We start from the raw sequence: 15,506 nt of genomic DNA on the forward strand, positions 1-15,506 counted from the left end.
AATCCTCGTCAGAATCTCGTTCGCAGACCACAGTTGTCGCCCATGACGACCTCCCTCATCGCTCCCCCGACCGACGCGGAACTCGATGCGACCTTCGGCCCGCTGTACGCCCGCATCGCCGAGGGCGCAGTCGCCCGCGAACGCGACCGCGAGCTCGCGCACGAGCCGATCGCGCTGCTCAAGGAGGCCGGTTTCACCGCCCTGCGCGTGCCCCGCGAGCTCGGCGGTGGCGGCGTGACCCTGCGCCAGTTCTTCCGTCAGCTGATCGCCCTGGCCGCCGCCGACTCCAACATCCCGCAGGCGCTGCGCGTGCACGTCAACTTCGTCGAGGACCAGCGGCTGGCGAACACGACCGCGGGCGACGAGTGGCTGCGGGCCGTGGTAGACGGCACCGTCGTCGGCAACGCCATCACGGAGCCCGGGGCCGGGTCCGTCGGCGGCTACGCGACCGCCCTTACGAAGGACTCCGCGGACGGATACCGCCTCAACGGCACCAAGTTCTACTCCACTGGGACGCTCTACGCCGATCAGATCCTGGTGGCCGCGGACCTCGACGGCGAACGCGTCGGCGTGCTCGTCGACGCGCACGCCGAGGGCGTCGAGAAGGTCGACGACTGGAACGGCTTCGGCCAGCGGCTCACCGCCAGCGGGACGACGGTGTTCACCGACGTCGCCGTCCCCGCGGACCGTCTGCTCGGGGCCGGCTACGGCGCGCCCGGCGCGACGTACGCCACGTCGTACCTGCAGCTCGTCCAGCTGGCGGGCCTCGCGGGCATCGCGCAGCGCGCCACCGACGACACCGTCGCCTGGGTGCAGGCGCGCACCCGCACCTTCTCCCACGCCGCCGCCGACCTGCAGCGACACGACCCGCTCGTGCAGCAGGTGATCGGCAGGCTCTCCAGCGCCGCCTGGGCGGCGAAGCAGTCCGTGCTCGCCGTCGCCGACGTGCTCGACCGGGCCCTGGCGGACCGTCGGGTCCACGAGGACCTGGTGCCGGAGGCCGAACTGGCCGCGGCACACGCCCAGCTCGCCGTGATCGACCTCGTGCTCAAGGCGACCAGCGACCTGTTCGAGGTGGGCGGCGCGTCCATCGTGGACGCGGACCTCCGCCTCGACCGGCACTGGCGCAACGCCCGCACCCTCGCGGTGCACAATCCCGCGATCCAGAAGGCCCGCGCCGTCGGCGACCTGCTGCTCAACGGCGCCGACCTGCCCTACGCGTGGAACGCCGGTTCCCGCACCGAGAACGTCCGCTAGCCACACCACCGAAAGGCACGACCATGACCCAGGCACGTATCGCCATCATCGGCGCCGGAGTGGTGGGAGCCACCGCCGCGCTCGTCCTCGCCCGCGCCGGGCACCCGGTCGATCTGTACAGCGACCGGACCGCCGAACAGCTCCGCGACGAGGTGCCCGCCACCGGCACCGCGGTCCTGTTCGGGCACTCGCGCGACGTCGACCACACCCTCGTCGAGGAGCTCTACGCCGACGCGCCGCTCTCCACCGGCATGAACACCCGCCTGAACACGGGCGAGCCGGGCGCGCTGCAGGACGTGCTCGCGTTCGATCCCGACTTCACCTACACCGCTGCCGGGATCGACGTGCGCCTGCGTGCGTACGACCGGATCCGGCTGTTCGAGCAGGCCGGCGGCCGTTTCCACGTCGAGACGGTCACCCCGGAGAATCTCGACGACATCGCCGGCGCGCACGACCTGACGCTCGTCTCCACCGGCAAGGGCGGACTGTCCGGCCTGTTCCCCGTCGACGAGTCGCGCACCGTCTACCGCTCCCCGCAGCGACACCTGCTGGCGGCCGCGTTCACCGGCCTCGGGCACGGACCGGACGTCTTCACCGCCCGCGGCCACGGCGCGGGGAAGCACAACGTGTTCAACCTGCACACCGATCACGGCGAGATCTGGATCGGCCCGTACTGGCACAAGGACGCGGGAGCGTCGTGGAGCGTGCTCGGGTTCGCCAAGCCCGACGGTGCCTGGGTCGAGCGGTTCGGCGAGGTCACGGACGCGCAGAGCGCCCTCGAGGTGGTCGTGAGCATCTACCGCGACTACTTCCCCGACGACCTTCCCGACATCGAGAAGCTGCGGGTCATCGAGGAGGATCCGAGGTCCTGGCTCCGCGGCGCAGTCACCCCGACGGTGCGGCAGGGCGTCGGGTACACCCGCGGCGGACGCCCCGTGGCCGCCCTCGGCGACAGCGCGATCGCGTTCGACCCGATCGCCGGGCAGGGCGCGCAGACCGGACTGATCCAGGTCGCGGCGCTGGTGGAGGCCATCGAGGCCCGCGAATCCGACTTCACGGCCGCATGGATCACTGACCAGTTCGACCGGCACTGGGAGGAGCGCGGTCACGCGGCCGCCGAGGTCACGCGCCTGTTCCTCGGTGATCCGGAGTACGCCTTCGTCGCCGGCCCGGTGTTCGCGGGCGCGGTGGCCGACGACGCCGTGGGTGCGGCCCTGTTCGGGCTGCTCTCCGAGCCGGCACCGATCCTCGACCTCAAGACCGACGAGGACGTCGAGCGGTTCATCGCGGACGCGCGCGCCGCGCTGGTGCGCGGCTGAGCCGGTACGGGGCGGCGACGTGATCACCGTCGCCGCCCCGTACGCCGCTCTCCGCCACTCCGTGTTCGCCCGTGACCACGCCGTGGCAGACTCGGGCGCGTGACGGTGCGCATCGGTCTGGTCGGAGCGGGTCCCTGGGCACGGGAGACGCACGCCCCGTCCCTGGCGGCGCACCCGGGAGTCGACTTCGTCGGCGGGTGGGCACGCGACCCGGCCGCCGCCGCGGAGGTCTTCCCACGCGCCTTCGACTCCCCCGCAGCGCTGTTCGACGCCGTCGACGCCGTCGCGTTCGCGGTCCCGCCGAACGTCCAGGCCCCGTTGGCGGCCGCCGCCGCCCGAGCCGGCAAGCACGTGATCCTCGACAAGCCGATCGCCCTCGACCTCGAAGGCGCCGTCGCGCTCGCGGACGCCGTCACCGCGGCCGGGGTCCGGTCGATCCTCGCGCTCACCCGCCGGTTCGCGCCCGAGACCCGCGAGTTCCTGGCCCGCGCGGCCGAGCTGCAGCCGATCGCCGCGGAGGCCCAGTGGCTCTCCGGCGCCGCGCTGGCGGGCAAGTTCGCCGCGTCCGCCTGGCGTCAGGACGAGGGCGCGCTGTACGACGTCGGGCCGCACGTCATCGACCTGGTCGACGCCGCCGTGGGCACCGTCGAGGGAGTCGCCTCCGCCCGGTACGACGCCGGGAGCGATACGTGGACCGCGCAGCTCACACACGCCGACGGTGCCGCCTCCACCCTGTCGCTCTCCCTGCGGACGCCCGTCCTGCCGACGGTGATGCGGATCTCCGCGCACTCCGCGGCGGGCCTGGCCGTGCTCGAGAGTCGGGAGACGCCGTCGACCGAGTGCTTCCGCGTCCTGCTCGACGAGTTCCTCGCATCGATCTCGACCGGGGCCGATCACCCGCTCGGCGTCCTCCGCGGGCTGCACCTGCAGCGCGTGATCGCACAGATCAGGGCCGGGGCGTGTCCGCCGACTCCGTGAACCGCACCCCGGCGACGCCGCCGAGACCCCCCTGGGACGCCGACATCGCGCGCGCCTTCATCGACCGCTCATCCGACGGCTTCTTCGTGCACGACGAGGACGGCCTTCTCATCGAGGTGAACGACGCCGGGTGCGCGAGTACCGGCTACACCCGGGACGAGCTGCTGCACATGCACCTCCTCGATGTCGTGCAGGTCCCGGCCGAGGAGGCCGGCCGCAACCTGGACCGGGCGCGCGGCGGCGCCTCGCTGGTGATCCCGGCGATGATGCGCCGCAAGGACGGGAGCGACTACCCCGTCGAGGTGCACCTGCTGTACCTCACGCTCGACGGACGCCCGGTCGTCGCCGGGATCACGCGCGACATCACCGCGCGGGTCGCGTCGGATCAGGCCATGGACGAGGCTCGGCGCAGGCTCGAGGAGCGCGTGATCGAGTCGCGGTCGTCGTCGCAGCGTGCCACCGAGCTGCTGCAGGCGGTCATCGACACGGCGCCCGACCTCGTCTACATCAAGGATCGCGCGGGGCGCTACCAGTACGTCAACGCAGCGGTGGCCGGGCTCATGGGCGTGCGTGCGCAGGACGCGGTGGGCCACGACGACACCGTGCTGTTCGCGGCGATCGCCGAGACGCTGATGGCGACGGACCGCGCCATCATGGAGACCGGGATCGGGCACGAGGTCGAGGAGTACGTCGAGGTCGACGGGACGCGCCGGACGTACCTCTCGAACAAGGCGCCCTACCGCGACGGCACCGGCGAGATCGTCGGCCTCATCGGAATCTCCCGCGACATCACGACCAGCCGGCGCGACCAGGCCCTGCTCCGGCGCGCCGAGCAGCGCTGGCAGTTCGCGATCGACGGTGCCGGCGACGGCATCTGGGACCGCGACCTCACCACCGAGTCCGTGTTCTACTCCGAACGCTGGAAGACGATGCTCGGCTACGCCCTCGACGAGGTGGACGACACCGTCGAGGCATGGCAGCAGCGCGTCCACCCCGACGACGTGGCGACCTGCACCGCGGTCATGCGGCCCGTGCTGCGGGGTGAGATCGAGGAGTTCTCGTTCGAGCACCGGATGGCGGCCAAGAACGGCGAGTGGCGCTGGATCTCGGCGCGCGGCCGCGTGATGGAGTCCCGGCCGGACGGCACGCCGACCCGCCTGATCGGCACGCACACCGACATCACCGACCGCAAGCGCGCCGAGGAGGAGATCCGCGTACTGAACCGCCGCCTGCGCTGGCGTGCCGATCACGACGACCTGACCGGCCTCCTCGGCCGCGCGAGTTTCATCGAGCGCGCGACGGTCGTCGTCGGGGAGCGCCGCCTCGACGGCGACGCGCTGGCCGTCCTCTGGATCGACCTGGACTCGTTCAAGCGGATCAACGACTCGCTCGGCCACAAGGTGGGCGATCAGGTGCTCCAGCTCGTCGCGCAGCGCCTGCTGGACGCGAGTCTGCCGAGTGACCTCGTCGCGAGATTGGGCGGCGACGAGTTCGTGGTCCTCCGACCGCGCACCGACGCCGCCGACCGTTCGGAGGACTGGGCGGAACGGGTGCGGGTCGCAATGGCCGAGTCCGTCGACGTCGACGGGCTGCAGTTGTCCGTCACCTGTTCGATCGGCCTGGTCGAATCCCCGGCGACCGACGACGGCATCACGCAACTGCTCATCGACGGGGACCTGGCTCTGCTCCAGGCCAAACGGGACGGCCGGAACCGGATCGTGCGGCACTCGGCCGGGCTGCGGGCTCCGCAGCAGAAGCGGCTCGCGCTCGTGACCCACGTGCGGGAGCGGATCGAGGCCGGCGACGTGATCGTGCGCTACCAGCCGATCGTGGACCTGGCCACCGGCGCGATGGTCGGTGCGGAAGCCCTGACCAGGATCGTCGGCCCCGGGGGCGAGGAACTCGCCCCCGGGGACTTCCTCCCCCACCTCGAGGCCCTGGGCCTGCTGCCGAACCTGGCGCGGCTGGTGCTTCAGCGCGCCTGCGCCGATTTCGCGGCCGCGCCGGAACTCGGGTGGGTCTCCGTCAATCTGGCCTCGGAGGATCTCGCGGACCCGCTGCTCCCGCACGTGGTCGAGCGCGCCCTGGAGAGCAGCGGGCTGGCCCCCGACCGGCTGATCCTGGAGATCAACGAGCGCGTCGTCCCGGAGCGGCACGTGCTCGCCGCGACGCACCGGCTCGTCGAGCTGGGGGTCCGCATCGCACTCGACGACTTCGGCACCGGCTGGTCGAGCCTCGCACAGCTGCGGTACCTCGATCTCGCGCTGGTCAAGATCGACCGGTCCGTCGTCGTCGCGTCCACCGGGCACGACGATCCGCAGCTCGAGGCGATGCTCGACGCGGCGATCGCCATGGCGCGCGCGCTCCGCCTCGACGTGATCGCCGAGGGCGTCGAGACCGCGGAGGAGTCGGCGGCGCTCGCATCCGCCGGCGCGCACTTCGCGCAGGGCTTCCTGTGGAGCCGCGCCGTGGATCGCGAGGAACTGGGTCGCTGGCGCACCCGAGCGCTCCGGTAGGCGCGTCGACGCCGGGGGGTGCCGCCCCGTCGCGGCGCTACCCTGGGAGCATGGCGAGCCCCGGCGATCACCCGCAGACCCCGCAGACCGACCCGACGGCGCCCGGGGGCCCCGGCGCGGAGGAGGCGCCGATCGACGCGGAGGTGGTCGACACGCTGCCGGTCGCGCCCGCGGGGCCGACGGCACCGTCGTACGCGGAGGTCACCGGCTACACGCCCGCCGGTGTGCCCACCTTCGACCACGTGCGCGAGAAGATCGAGCGCCGCACCACCACCGCGCTGGGCGCCGAGGAGCTCGCGCACGGCACGACGGCCGGGCAGGACGCCGAGCGGGCCTTCGCCGAGCGGGAGAAGGCGGCGAAGGCCAAGCTCGAGGAGATCCGGCGCTCACTCGGCTCGCCCGCCACACCGCCGGACGCGCCGGGGGCGTAGCGACCGCGCGTCAGGCCAGGTTGCCGGACAGGTACTCCGCATAGGCGGGCAGGTCGAGCTGGCCGTGCCCGGAGAGGCCGATGACGAGCACCTCGTCCGCGTTCTCGCGGGCGTAGTCCGCCGCCGCCGCGATCGCGTGGGTGGACTCGGGGGCCGGGACGATGCCCTGCGTGCGGGCGAACAGCACGCCCGCCGCGAAGGCGTCGTTCTGTTCGACCGCGCGGCCCTCGACCAGTCCGAGCTCGACGGTGTGGCTCAGCGCCGGCGCCATGCCGTGGTACCGGAGGCCGCCCGCGTGGATCGGGTCGGGCACGAAGTCCATGCCGAGGGTGTGCATCTTGAGCAGCGGCGTCAGGCCGGCGACGTCGCCGTGGTCGTAGCGGTACTCGCCCTTCGTGATCGACGGGCACGCGGCGGGCTCGACGGCGACCACCCGCGGGTCCTGCCGGCCGTGGATCTTCTCCCGGAGGAACGGGAAGGCGAGACCGGCCAGGTTGGATCCGCCACCCGCGCAACCGAACACGACGTCGGCCCCCTGCTCGTGCTGGGCGAGCTGCTCGACCGCCTCGAGGCCGATCACGGACTGGTGCAGCACGACGTGATTGAGCACGCTGCCGAGCGCGTAGCGCGCCTCGGGGTCCTTCGCGGCGACCTCCACCGCCTCGGAGACGGCCATGCCGAGGCTGCCGGTGGTGTTCGGGTCCTTCTCCAGCATCGCGCGGCCGGACTCGGTGAGGTCGGACGGGCTGGGGTGCACGGTGCCGCCGTAGGTGCGCATGAGGTGCCCGCGGTAGGGCTTGGAGTCGTACGAGGCGCGCACCTGCCACACCTCGACGTCGATTCCGAACTGCGCGCCCGCGAAGGACAGCGCGCTGCCCCACTGGCCGGCCCCGGTCTCGGTGGTGAGCTTGGTGACCCCGTCGAGATGGTTGTAGTAGGCCTGGGCCACAGCGGAATTGGTCTTGTGCGAGCCGACGGGGCTCACGCCCTCGTACTTGACGTAGATCCGGCACGTGGTGCCGAGCGCCTCCTCGAACCTACGGGCCCGGATCAGCGGCGACGGACGCCACATGGAGAGGATCTCCCGAACCGGCTCGGGGATCTCGTGGTACGCCTCGGTGGACGCCTCCTGCGCGATCAGGCCCGTCGCGAACAGCGGCGCCAGGTCCTCGGGTTGCACCGGCTCCTTGGTGCCGGGGTGCAGATGCGGCGGGATGGGCGTGTCCAGCTCCGCGGCCAGGTTGTACCAGTGCGTGGGTACTCCGACGGTGGTGATGTCCTGGTGCGCAGCGGCATCCGAGAGTGTCATGCGTCACAGCCTAGAAGGGCCGCTCCCGCGGGCCGCCCCGAGGTCGCCGGATCCGCCGCGGGCTGCCGGTCCCTGCGATCCCGGACCTCCGGAGATTCCCGCTTTCCCGCAGTTCGGCGACGCACGATGAGTCATTCTGCTGAAATGGTGCAGACGCGCGGGCCGGCGCCCGGAGCCCGCTCGACCGAGGAGTACGGACCATGACGAAGTTCTCGATACGAGGTCTGTACGACGAACTCGAGCGGCGGATCACTCCTCCGGTGGAGACGGTTGTGCACTCCGACGAGTTCGCCGTGACCATGAAGCTCATCGGCCGCACGCGCGCCGCGATCGGCGGCCGGATCGACGCCGTCGGGGCGGCCGTGCTGCACACGGTGAACCTCCCGGCGGGCTCGGACATTCGCAAGCTCCGCCGGCAGGTCGGAGATCTGGACTACGAGATCCGTCGCCTGCGGCGGGAACTCGCAGAGCGGGACGAGAACGACCGCGCGCCCGGCGAGGAGCACTGACGTGGGCGTGACGGACGGTCCGCGGAGCGCCCTCGACCGGGTCCGCCAGGAGATCGAGCGCAACGCCCTACGGGCCCGCAACGGGATCAAGATGGCGGCGGGCCTGACCGCGCCGCGGATCGGCGCGACCGCGCGCGACGAGGTGTGGCGGGACGGCCGGGCACGCCTGTTCCGTTACCGCAACGACGAGGTGCGGCACCGACCGCCGCTCCTCATCGTCTTCAGCCTGGTCAGCCGCAGCTACATCCTCGACCTCACCCCGGGCAACAGCTTCATCGAGCACCTCCTCGGCGCCGGCTTCGACGTCTACCTCCTCGACTGGGGCGTCCCCGACGAGCGCGACTCCGCGAACGGCCTGGAGTACTACGCGGACGCGGCGATCCCGGAGGCGATCCGCGAGACCTGCCGCAGGTCGGGCACCGATGAGGTGAACCTCCTCGGCTACTGCTTCGGCGGCAACCTGACACTGCTGCACGCGGCGCACCACCCCGACTCCCCCATCCGCAGCCACACCGTGGTGGCGTGCCCCGTCGACTACACCGAGATGCCCTTCAAGTCCGTGCTGACCAGCGGCCCGGAGGATCTGGAGCGGGCGCTCGGCGAGGACGGGAACGTTCCCGCCGACGTGGTCTACAGCGCGTTCCGCTCCCTCAAGCCGGTCGCGGAGCTCACCGGCTACGTCGACCTCCTCGAGCGCATGTGGAACGACGAGTACGTCGCCGCCTACCAGGCGATGAACGGCTGGGGCACGGACCACGTCCCGCTGCCGGGCGGCGTCGCGCGGCAGATGGGCACGATGCTCAGCGGCGACAACGGCTTCATGACCGACCGCCTCTTCCTCGGCGGCGACCGGGTGCACCTGTCGGACATCCGCACCCCCTTCCTCGCGGTGGTCGGCGAGAAGGACCACATCGTGCCCATCGCCGCCGCCAGCCCCGTCATGGACCTCGTGGGCTCGGAGGACAAGACCGAGCTGCGCCTCAAGGGCGGGCACATCGGCCTCGTCGTGGGGCGTACCGCCGCGAAGACGACCATCCCGACCATCATCGAGTTCCTGATCGACAAGAGCGAGGCCGTCCGATGACCGAAACCCTCATCCGCGCAGTTGTTCCCGACGACGAGCCCGCGCTCGCGGCGATGTTCGCCGGGCTCTCGGAGCACGACCTCACCGTCATCCGGGAGGATCTCACCGGCCCCGTCACCGGCATCGCCGACGGCCCGGGACTGCGGTGGGTGGCGACCGCCGAGGACGGCACCGTCGACGGATACGCGGCGCTGACCCGGCTGCCCGGCTGGTCCGACCACGTGGGCGAGCTGCGGCTCGTCGTGGGGACGGCGCGGCGCGGCGGCGGCATCGGCCGGCTCCTGGTGCAGGAGGCGTTGCGCGCCGGGATCGCGGCCGGGCTGACGAAGGTCATGATCGAGCTCGCGACCGACGAGGATCGCGTGCTCACCATGTTCAGTGAGCTCGGCTTCACCGGCGAGGCCCTGCTGCGCGACCACATCCGGGGCCGCGACGGCGAGCTGCGCGATCTCATCGTGCTCGCCCATCACGCCCACGAGTCCGCCGAGGCCATCGGCCTCATGGGCGTCGCCGACGACCTCGCCTAGGCGCGACGCCCCCCGCGACCCGGCACCGAAGGAGAACCATGACGAACCCCCTGGACCTGTTCCGGCTCGACGGCCGCGTCGCCGTCGTCACCGGCGCCTCGAGCGGCCTCGGCGTCGGCTTCGCACAGTCGCTCGCCGCCGCCGGGGCCGACGTGGTGCTCGCCGCGCGCCGCGTCGACAAGCTGGCCGACACGGCCCGTCTCGTGGAGGGCCTCGGCCGCCGCGCCCTCCCGGTGGCGTGCGACGTGGCCGATCCGGACGCCTGCACGGCGGCGATCGAGGCGGCGATGGTCGAGTTCGGCCGCGTGGACGTGCTGGTGAACAACGCCGGCGTCGCCACCGCGGTGCCAGCGCTGCGGGAGGCCCCGGACGACTTCCGCCGGGTGATCGACGTGAACCTCAACGGCACGTACTGGATGGCCCAGGCCGCGGCGCGGGTGATGAAGCCGGGCAGTTCCATCATCAACATCGCCAGCATTCTGGGCCTGACCAGCGTCCTCATGCCGCAGGCCGCCTACTCGGCGTCCAAGTCGGCGGTCGTCGGCCTCACCCGCGACCTCGCGCAGCAGTGGGGCGCACGCCGCGGCATCCGCGTCAACGCCATCGCGCCCGGCTACTTCGCGTCGGAGATGACCGACGAGTTCGAGGACGGTGTCCTCGAGAAGTTCGTCCTGCCGCGCACGGTGCTCGGCCGGCTGGGCGCCGAGGGCGAACTCGACCCCGCGTTGCTCTTCCTGGCGAGCGACGCGTCCACCTACGTCACCGGCATCACGCTGCCGGTCGACGGCGGCATGCTCACGAACTGAGGCGAGGAACATGACCACGATCGAGACCGTGCGGGCCCCGCGTCGCGCCCTGATGACCACCGATTACGCCCGAGCGCTCGGCGAGGGCGGCGCCCTCTCCTGGTCCTGGCCGCTCCTGCTGCGCGCGCCCACCGGGGACGGGCGCCCGGTCCTCGTACTGCCGGGCCTGGGCACCTCAGACCTGAGCACCGTCGTGCTGCGCCGGACCCTGCGGCGCCTCGGATACCGGGTGCACGGCTGGAAGCTGGGCACCAACATCGGGCCGTCGGAGAAGATCCTGCGCGGCATGCCGGAGCGGCTGCGCGCGATCGCCGACGCCGAGGGCCCCGTCACCCTCATCGGCTGGAGCCTGGGCGGGATCTACGCCCGGCGCCTGGCCCGCGAACACCCCGATCTGGTGCGGCAGGTCTTCACGCTGGGCAGCCCGTTCCGGCTCGCGCACCACCGGCAGAGCAACACCCGCCTCGTCTACGAGACCTTCGGGCGGTGGCACGCGGAGCGGCTCGACCTTCCGCTCGAGCCCGACGGTGCGCCGCTCGGCGTCCCGGCCGTCGCGATCTACAGCCGTCTCGACGGCATCGTCCCCTGGCAACTGTGCCGGGACCCGGCACCGTCGGCCGAGAACATCGAGGTCCTCGGCTCCCACTTGGGCCTGGGCACCAACCTCGCGGTCCTCTGGGCGCTCGCCGACCGGCTCGCGACCCCGCCCGACGGTGCCCCGTTCCGTCCGCCCACCGCCCTGCGGTTCGCGTACCCGCGCCTGCCCGGAGCGTGATGCCCGACGGTCGGCCCGCCGGACGCGCCACGACGGAACGCAGGGACGCCGTGATCGAACGGGCGACGGAGATGTTCCTCGCCGGCGAGCGGATCGAGATGAACGAGCTCGCGGCCCACGCGGGCGTCAACCGGAACACCCTGTTCCGGTGGTTCGGCGGCCGGGACCGGATCCTGGGCGAGGTCGTCTGGTCGATCACGGCCCCCGCCTTCGATCACGTCGCCCGGACCGCCGACGGCGAGGGCGCCGTGCGGATCGCGAACGTCCTGGGCGACTTCTCCTCCGTCGCCAATCGCGGGTCCGCGTTCGCGCCCTTCGTCCGCCGCGAGCCCGAACGCGCCTTCCGCGTGATGACCACGCGGGCCGGTGGCGTGCAGCACCGCATCCTCGCGCGGATCGTCGCCGTGATCGACGCCGAGGTCGCCGCGGGGCGGTACGTCCCGGAATTGCCCGTCGATCTGCTCGCCTACGTCCTGCTGCGCACCGCCGAGGCGTTCGTCTACTCGCCGATCATCACCGGCGAGGAACCCGACTCCGAGAAGGTGCGCCTCTCGTGCGCCGCGCTGCTCGGTGTGGCCGCGCACTTCCTGCCCGCGGGCGTCGGCGTTCCCGCCGGTGCCGGCCGCGCGTGAGCCGGGCTCAGGTCCCGACGAGCGCCGCGGCGGCGAAGTCCCCCGCGTGGGCGAAGGCGGCGAGCACCACGTTCTCCCCCGCGCCGATCCGGCCGTCCCCGCGGGCGGTGGCGAAGGTGTGCGGGACACCGACGGCGAACAGATTGCCGCACTCGTCGAAGGTGTCCGGGTGCCGTTCGGGCGGGAGCTCGAGGGCCTCGCGCCAGTTCCGCAGGAAGGTGCGGTTGGGCTGATTGGTGACGAGGTGGTCCACCTGCGGCCCGGTGAGGCCGCCCGCCGCGGCCGCCGCCAGCGCGACCTCGGGCACCAGCCGGTTCCCGCGGGCAAGCACCTTCGCGATCTTGGCCTCGGTGAAGCCGACGTGCAGCTGTCCCTCGCCGGCCTCCCAGTACTTCCGCGGCGGCTCGACGGCGGCCGTCATGTCGCCCGCGTACTCGCTGTGCTGCGCGAGTACGACGTGGCGCACCGTCATCCCGCCCGCCTCCGGATCGGCGACGACGAGCGCGGCGGCGGCACCGTCGCCCGGGATGGCGGCCTGGGGCAGGTTCCGCACCCGGTCCTGGGTGAAGACGTTGCCGGCGGCGTTGGTGGCGGTGAGCAGGAGCGCCGACCGGGCGGTTCCGGCGGCGAACATCGTGCGCGCGAGCTGCAGCATGAGCAGGAACGCCGCGCAGCCACCGTTGTGGATGTCGAGAACCAGCGACGGGTGCATGCCGAGCCGGCGCGCGACGTCGCCGCCGCACCCGACGACGGGGAGGTCCGGCAGCTGCGAGTGACTGAGGATCACGTCGGCCTGCAGCGCGGCGTCGCCCACCTGCTCGCGCAGCCGGTCGATCGCGGTGCACATCAGCTCGACGTTGGACTCGGTCGGCGCCGCGTGGTGCCGGAACGCGGGCGGCGCGAACATCGGGTTCGCGGTGAGGGTCCGGCTGTCGGCGTCGGCGAACTCCCGGAAGTAGTCCGCGGGCACGCGGTTCTCGGGGAGGTACGAGGCGAGCCCGACGATGCGCGGGGTCGCGGCCGGGGCGCTCATGAGGACATCCAGTCGGGCTTGACGGGCTGTCCGTGGGCGTGGCGGTGCTCGGCGATGGCCTTGAGGTTCTCCAGTTCCATCATGTGCCCGGCGCCGAAGGTGTCCCACAGGTCGCCGACCCACACCGGCCGGCCGGGCGGTGCCGTGTCGGGGTACGGATTCTCGTCGTAGAAGGGGTGGTGGCAGTTGTTCCAGAGCACCACCGATCCGGGCCGGTTCAGCACCGTCTGCGCGTCCACGACCCGCATCAGGTAGATCATCCAGAGGTGTTCCCCCTGGTCCCAGGCGCAGTGGTAATCGACGGTCCGCGCGTCCGGATGCGCGACGGTCCGCGTGTAGATCTCGGTGTCGGCGCCGAGCATGTCCCGCGCCACCCACAGCCCGGGCTCGTCGGTCTCGCGGAAGCCGCGCAGGCTGTAGGTCCACTCCTCGAGGGAACGGGTGTCGGAGAGCCAGTGGAAGAGCTCGTCCGGCGGTGCGTTCACGTACGACTGGACGGGGCAGAAATCGCCGTAGATCTGTTGGTGCGGGTACACCGACCGCATGCGGTCGACGAGGATCGGCTGGGCCACCGGGCGGGGGTGGCTCTCGATCCGGATCGTCCCCTCGATGTCGATCGTCGGGATCATCGGTGCTCCTTCGCGGTATCGGGCAGAAGTGCTGCGAACGGTGGAACCTCGGCGGGGTCCGTGGCGATCTCGAGGACCGACGGTCCGCCGCCCTGTCCGGCCAGCAGGTCGGCGAACGCGGCCCGGGCACCGTCGGGCGTGGTGGCCGAGCGGGCGCGCAGGGACGGGAACATCGCGGCGAGACCGGCGCCGATCAAGCTCGGGCGGAACCGGTTGATGCTGGTCAGGTCGGGGAAGAACTTGTCCTCGCGGGCCACGCACATGCCGTGCGCGTCGTTGTTGAGGACGACGAGCACGACCGGCGCGCGGCCCTCGATCGCGGTGTGGATCTCCATGCCGTGCATGAAGAAGGCGCCGTCGCCGGCGAGGATCACGGTGGGCCGGCGGGTGGCGATGGCGGCGCCGATTCCGGCGGCGATGCCGTGCCCCATGCCGCCCATCCCGAGGGCGACGAGGAACCTCTCCCCACTGCCGAGCGGCAGGCGGTGCACCGCGGCGGCACCCGCGTTGCCGGCGTCGGCGAAGACCAGCGCGTCGGCGGGGATCGCCGGCGCGAGGGCATCGACGGCGTCGGCGCAGGTCATGATTCCGGAGTCGTTCCGGGGTACCAGGATCGGTTCGGGGACGATCGCGGTCCACGCCGCGCGGGTGCGTCCGCCGACCGCGGCGGCGAGGGCGCGGGTGTAGGCGGCGAGGTCGCGGCTCGACTCGTGGAGTGTGACCTCGCGCAGCGGCGGCTCCGCCCCGACGTGCACGGTGCAGGTGACGTCGATGACCGCATCGAGGCCGCTGCGGTCCATCAGGTCGAGGTCGGTGCCCAGCGCGAGGACCAGGTCGGCGTCCGCGGCGGCCCGGGTCACCGAGGGGTGCCCCATCACCCCCGCCACGCCGACCACGCCGACGTCCGGTGCGGCGTCACGGCCGTTGGGCGTCACGGCGACGACGGCGCCGGTGCGCGCCGCGAGCTCCGCCACGGGGCCGGCCAGGCGCGCCCGCGACGCCGCCTCGCCGAGCAGGAAGAGGGGCCTGCGCGCGGCGCGGACGGTCCGGACCACCTCGTTCGACGGTGCAGCACTCGCCCGCGGCGCGGCGGTGCGGTGCGGCAGGCCCGGGCACGGCGCGAGCTGGACGTCCTTGGGGAGCAGCAGCGCGGCGGGCAGGCCACGCTCGAGGGCGTCGAGGGCACCGTCGAAGGCGGGTCCGAGGTCGTCCGGACCGGCGACCTTGGCGGCGAAGCCGGTGACACCCCGCAGCACGGTCAGCACGTCGACGGTCCGCGGCCCGGCGCACATGTCCTGGAACGCCCCACGCCCCTCGCCGGTGGTCGGCGGGCTGCCGATGAGCGCGAGGACCGGAACGCGCGACTGGTACGCCTCGGCGAGGGCGGGAACGCAGTTCATCGCCGCGCCGCCGGACGTGGCGACGAGGCACGCCGGCCGACCCGTCATGCGCGTGGCGCCGTCGGCCATCGCGCCGGCACCGAACTCGTGCTTGGCGATGGTCACCGCGAGGCGACGGTCCGCGGGCGCGCGGAGCAGCGCGGCGAACAGATCCTCGGAATTGGCACCGTGGATTCCGTACGCGTTACGAAGTCCGTACGCGTACAACGCATTTGCGATCCACTCGGCAACATTTGAAGCCACAAGCGCCACAGTAGGCCGATGTGAGCTATCCCACAACACCGCAGCCGAACGGCGTCGA

At 72.4% G+C, this 15,506-nt stretch carries 15 protein-coding genes; 11 read left to right on the top strand and 4 right to left on the bottom strand.

Translation table 11 applies throughout. The annotated features are described in order from the left end of the window. The first annotated feature begins 42 nt into the window (after positions 1-42). The 5 genes from AXK61_RS00870 to AXK61_RS00890 all read left to right on the top strand — a co-directional run bounded on the left by AXK61_RS00870 (position 43) and on the right by AXK61_RS00890 (position 6,501). Positions 43-1,257, top strand: a complete 1,215-nt coding sequence (locus AXK61_RS00870) for an acyl-CoA dehydrogenase family protein (protein ID WP_068743295.1) — start codon at positions 43-45, stop codon at positions 1,255-1,257. 23 nt (positions 1,258-1,280) lie between these two features. After that, positions 1,281-2,576, top strand: coding sequence for a styrene monooxygenase/indole monooxygenase family protein (locus tag AXK61_RS00875; RefSeq protein ID WP_068569538.1), 1,296 nt, complete (start codon positions 1,281-1,283; stop codon positions 2,574-2,576). 99 nt (positions 2,577-2,675) lie between these two features. Next, positions 2,676-3,554, top strand: coding sequence for a Gfo/Idh/MocA family protein (locus AXK61_RS00880; RefSeq protein ID WP_068743297.1), 879 nt, complete (start codon positions 2,676-2,678; stop codon positions 3,552-3,554). Continuing rightward, on the top strand, positions 3,536-6,070 hold the full coding sequence (locus AXK61_RS00885) for a sensor domain-containing protein (RefSeq protein WP_068743299.1): 2,535 nt from the start codon (positions 3,536-3,538) through the stop codon (positions 6,068-6,070). The genes AXK61_RS00880 and AXK61_RS00885 overlap by 19 nt, the downstream gene beginning before the upstream one ends. 50 nt (positions 6,071-6,120) lie before the next feature. Next, positions 6,121-6,501 (top strand): PspA/IM30 family protein, encoded by a 381-nt coding sequence (locus tag AXK61_RS00890; RefSeq protein ID WP_068569536.1) that lies wholly within the window; start codon positions 6,121-6,123, stop codon positions 6,499-6,501. A 10-nt stretch (positions 6,502-6,511) separates the two neighbouring features. On the opposite strand, the gene AXK61_RS00895 is transcribed toward AXK61_RS00890, so the two are convergent. Next, positions 6,512-7,810, bottom strand: coding sequence for a TrpB-like pyridoxal phosphate-dependent enzyme (locus tag AXK61_RS00895; protein ID WP_068743300.1), 1,299 nt, complete (start codon positions 7,808-7,810; stop codon positions 6,512-6,514). A 200-nt stretch (positions 7,811-8,010) separates the two neighbouring features. Here AXK61_RS00895 and AXK61_RS00900 point away from each other — a divergent pair, with 200 nt between their 5' ends. From AXK61_RS00900 to AXK61_RS00925, 6 genes are read left to right on the top strand one after another with little or no spacing between them, the layout of a single operon-like run. Further along, positions 8,011-8,319 carry a hypothetical protein gene (locus AXK61_RS00900; protein WP_068743302.1) on the top strand — a complete coding sequence of 103 codons (309 nt, stop codon included), beginning with the start codon at positions 8,011-8,013 and terminating at the stop codon, positions 8,317-8,319. Position 8,320: 1 nt separating this feature from the next. Continuing rightward, positions 8,321-9,403 carry an alpha/beta fold hydrolase gene (locus AXK61_RS00905; RefSeq protein WP_068743304.1) on the top strand — a complete coding sequence of 361 codons (1,083 nt, stop codon included), beginning with the start codon at positions 8,321-8,323 and terminating at the stop codon, positions 9,401-9,403. Further along, the gene (locus tag AXK61_RS00910) at positions 9,400-9,930 is read left to right on the top strand and encodes a GNAT family N-acetyltransferase (RefSeq protein ID WP_068743306.1); all 531 of its coding nucleotides are present in this window, start codon (positions 9,400-9,402) and stop codon (positions 9,928-9,930) included. Before AXK61_RS00905 ends, AXK61_RS00910 begins: the two co-directional genes overlap by 4 nt. A 38-nt stretch (positions 9,931-9,968) precedes the next feature. Further along, positions 9,969-10,736, top strand: coding sequence for an SDR family NAD(P)-dependent oxidoreductase (locus AXK61_RS00915; RefSeq protein ID WP_068743308.1), 768 nt, complete (start codon positions 9,969-9,971; stop codon positions 10,734-10,736). A 10-nt stretch (positions 10,737-10,746) separates the two neighbouring features. After that, on the top strand, positions 10,747-11,511 hold the full coding sequence (locus tag AXK61_RS00920; RefSeq protein WP_068743311.1) for an esterase/lipase family protein: 765 nt from the start codon (positions 10,747-10,749) through the stop codon (positions 11,509-11,511). Between the two features lie 50 nt (positions 11,512-11,561). Continuing rightward, positions 11,562-12,143 (top strand): QsdR family transcriptional regulator, encoded by a 582-nt coding sequence (locus AXK61_RS00925; RefSeq protein WP_231855356.1) that lies wholly within the window; start codon positions 11,562-11,564, stop codon positions 12,141-12,143. Positions 12,144-12,150: 7 nt separating this feature from the next. Here AXK61_RS00925 and AXK61_RS00930 read toward each other — a convergent pair whose 3' ends face one another. Genes AXK61_RS00930 through AXK61_RS00940 form a run of 3 tightly spaced genes read right to left on the bottom strand, consistent with a single transcriptional unit; the run spans position 12,151 to position 15,448 of the window. Beyond that, on the bottom strand, positions 12,151-13,176 hold the full coding sequence (locus AXK61_RS00930) for a 3-oxoacyl-ACP synthase III family protein (RefSeq protein WP_068569533.1): 1,026 nt from the start codon (positions 13,174-13,176) through the stop codon (positions 12,151-12,153). Beyond that, positions 13,173-13,805, bottom strand: coding sequence for a hypothetical protein (locus tag AXK61_RS00935; RefSeq protein WP_068569532.1), 633 nt, complete (start codon positions 13,803-13,805; stop codon positions 13,173-13,175). Before AXK61_RS00935 ends, AXK61_RS00930 begins: the two co-directional genes overlap by 4 nt. Then, positions 13,802-15,448, bottom strand: coding sequence for a thiamine pyrophosphate-binding protein (locus AXK61_RS00940; protein WP_068743315.1), 1,647 nt, complete (start codon positions 15,446-15,448; stop codon positions 13,802-13,804). The genes AXK61_RS00935 and AXK61_RS00940 overlap by 4 nt, the downstream gene beginning before the upstream one ends. Between the last annotated feature and the right edge of the window lie 58 nt (positions 15,449-15,506).

This window comes from Tsukamurella pseudospumae, from assembly GCF_001575205.1.
In the GTDB taxonomy this organism is placed as follows: domain Bacteria; phylum Actinomycetota; class Actinomycetes; order Mycobacteriales; family Mycobacteriaceae; genus Tsukamurella; species Tsukamurella pseudospumae.

What these genes read in the sequence shown, in the direction of transcription:
- AXK61_RS00870 (WP_068743295.1), top strand. Translation starts at nt 43, where the DNA reads ATGACGACCTCCCTCATCGCTCCCCCGACCGACGCGGAACTCGATGCG.
- AXK61_RS00875 (WP_068569538.1), top strand. Translation starts at nt 1,281, where the DNA reads ATGACCCAGGCACGTATCGCCATCATCGGCGCCGGAGTGGTGGGAGCC.
- AXK61_RS00935 (WP_068569532.1), bottom strand. Translation starts at nt 13,805, where the DNA reads ATGATCCCGACGATCGACATCGAGGGGACGATCCGGATCGAGAGCCAC.
- AXK61_RS00910 (WP_068743306.1), top strand. Translation starts at nt 9,400, where the DNA reads ATGACCGAAACCCTCATCCGCGCAGTTGTTCCCGACGACGAGCCCGCG.
- AXK61_RS00895 (WP_068743300.1), bottom strand. Translation starts at nt 7,810, where the DNA reads ATGACACTCTCGGATGCCGCTGCGCACCAGGACATCACCACCGTCGGA.
- AXK61_RS00920 (WP_068743311.1), top strand. Translation starts at nt 10,747, where the DNA reads ATGACCACGATCGAGACCGTGCGGGCCCCGCGTCGCGCCCTGATGACC.
- AXK61_RS00930 (WP_068569533.1), bottom strand. Translation starts at nt 13,176, where the DNA reads ATGAGCGCCCCGGCCGCGACCCCGCGCATCGTCGGGCTCGCCTCGTAC.
- AXK61_RS00915 (WP_068743308.1), top strand. Translation starts at nt 9,969, where the DNA reads ATGACGAACCCCCTGGACCTGTTCCGGCTCGACGGCCGCGTCGCCGTC.
- AXK61_RS00900 (WP_068743302.1), top strand. Translation starts at nt 8,011, where the DNA reads ATGACGAAGTTCTCGATACGAGGTCTGTACGACGAACTCGAGCGGCGG.
- AXK61_RS00890 (WP_068569536.1), top strand. Translation starts at nt 6,121, where the DNA reads ATGGCGAGCCCCGGCGATCACCCGCAGACCCCGCAGACCGACCCGACG.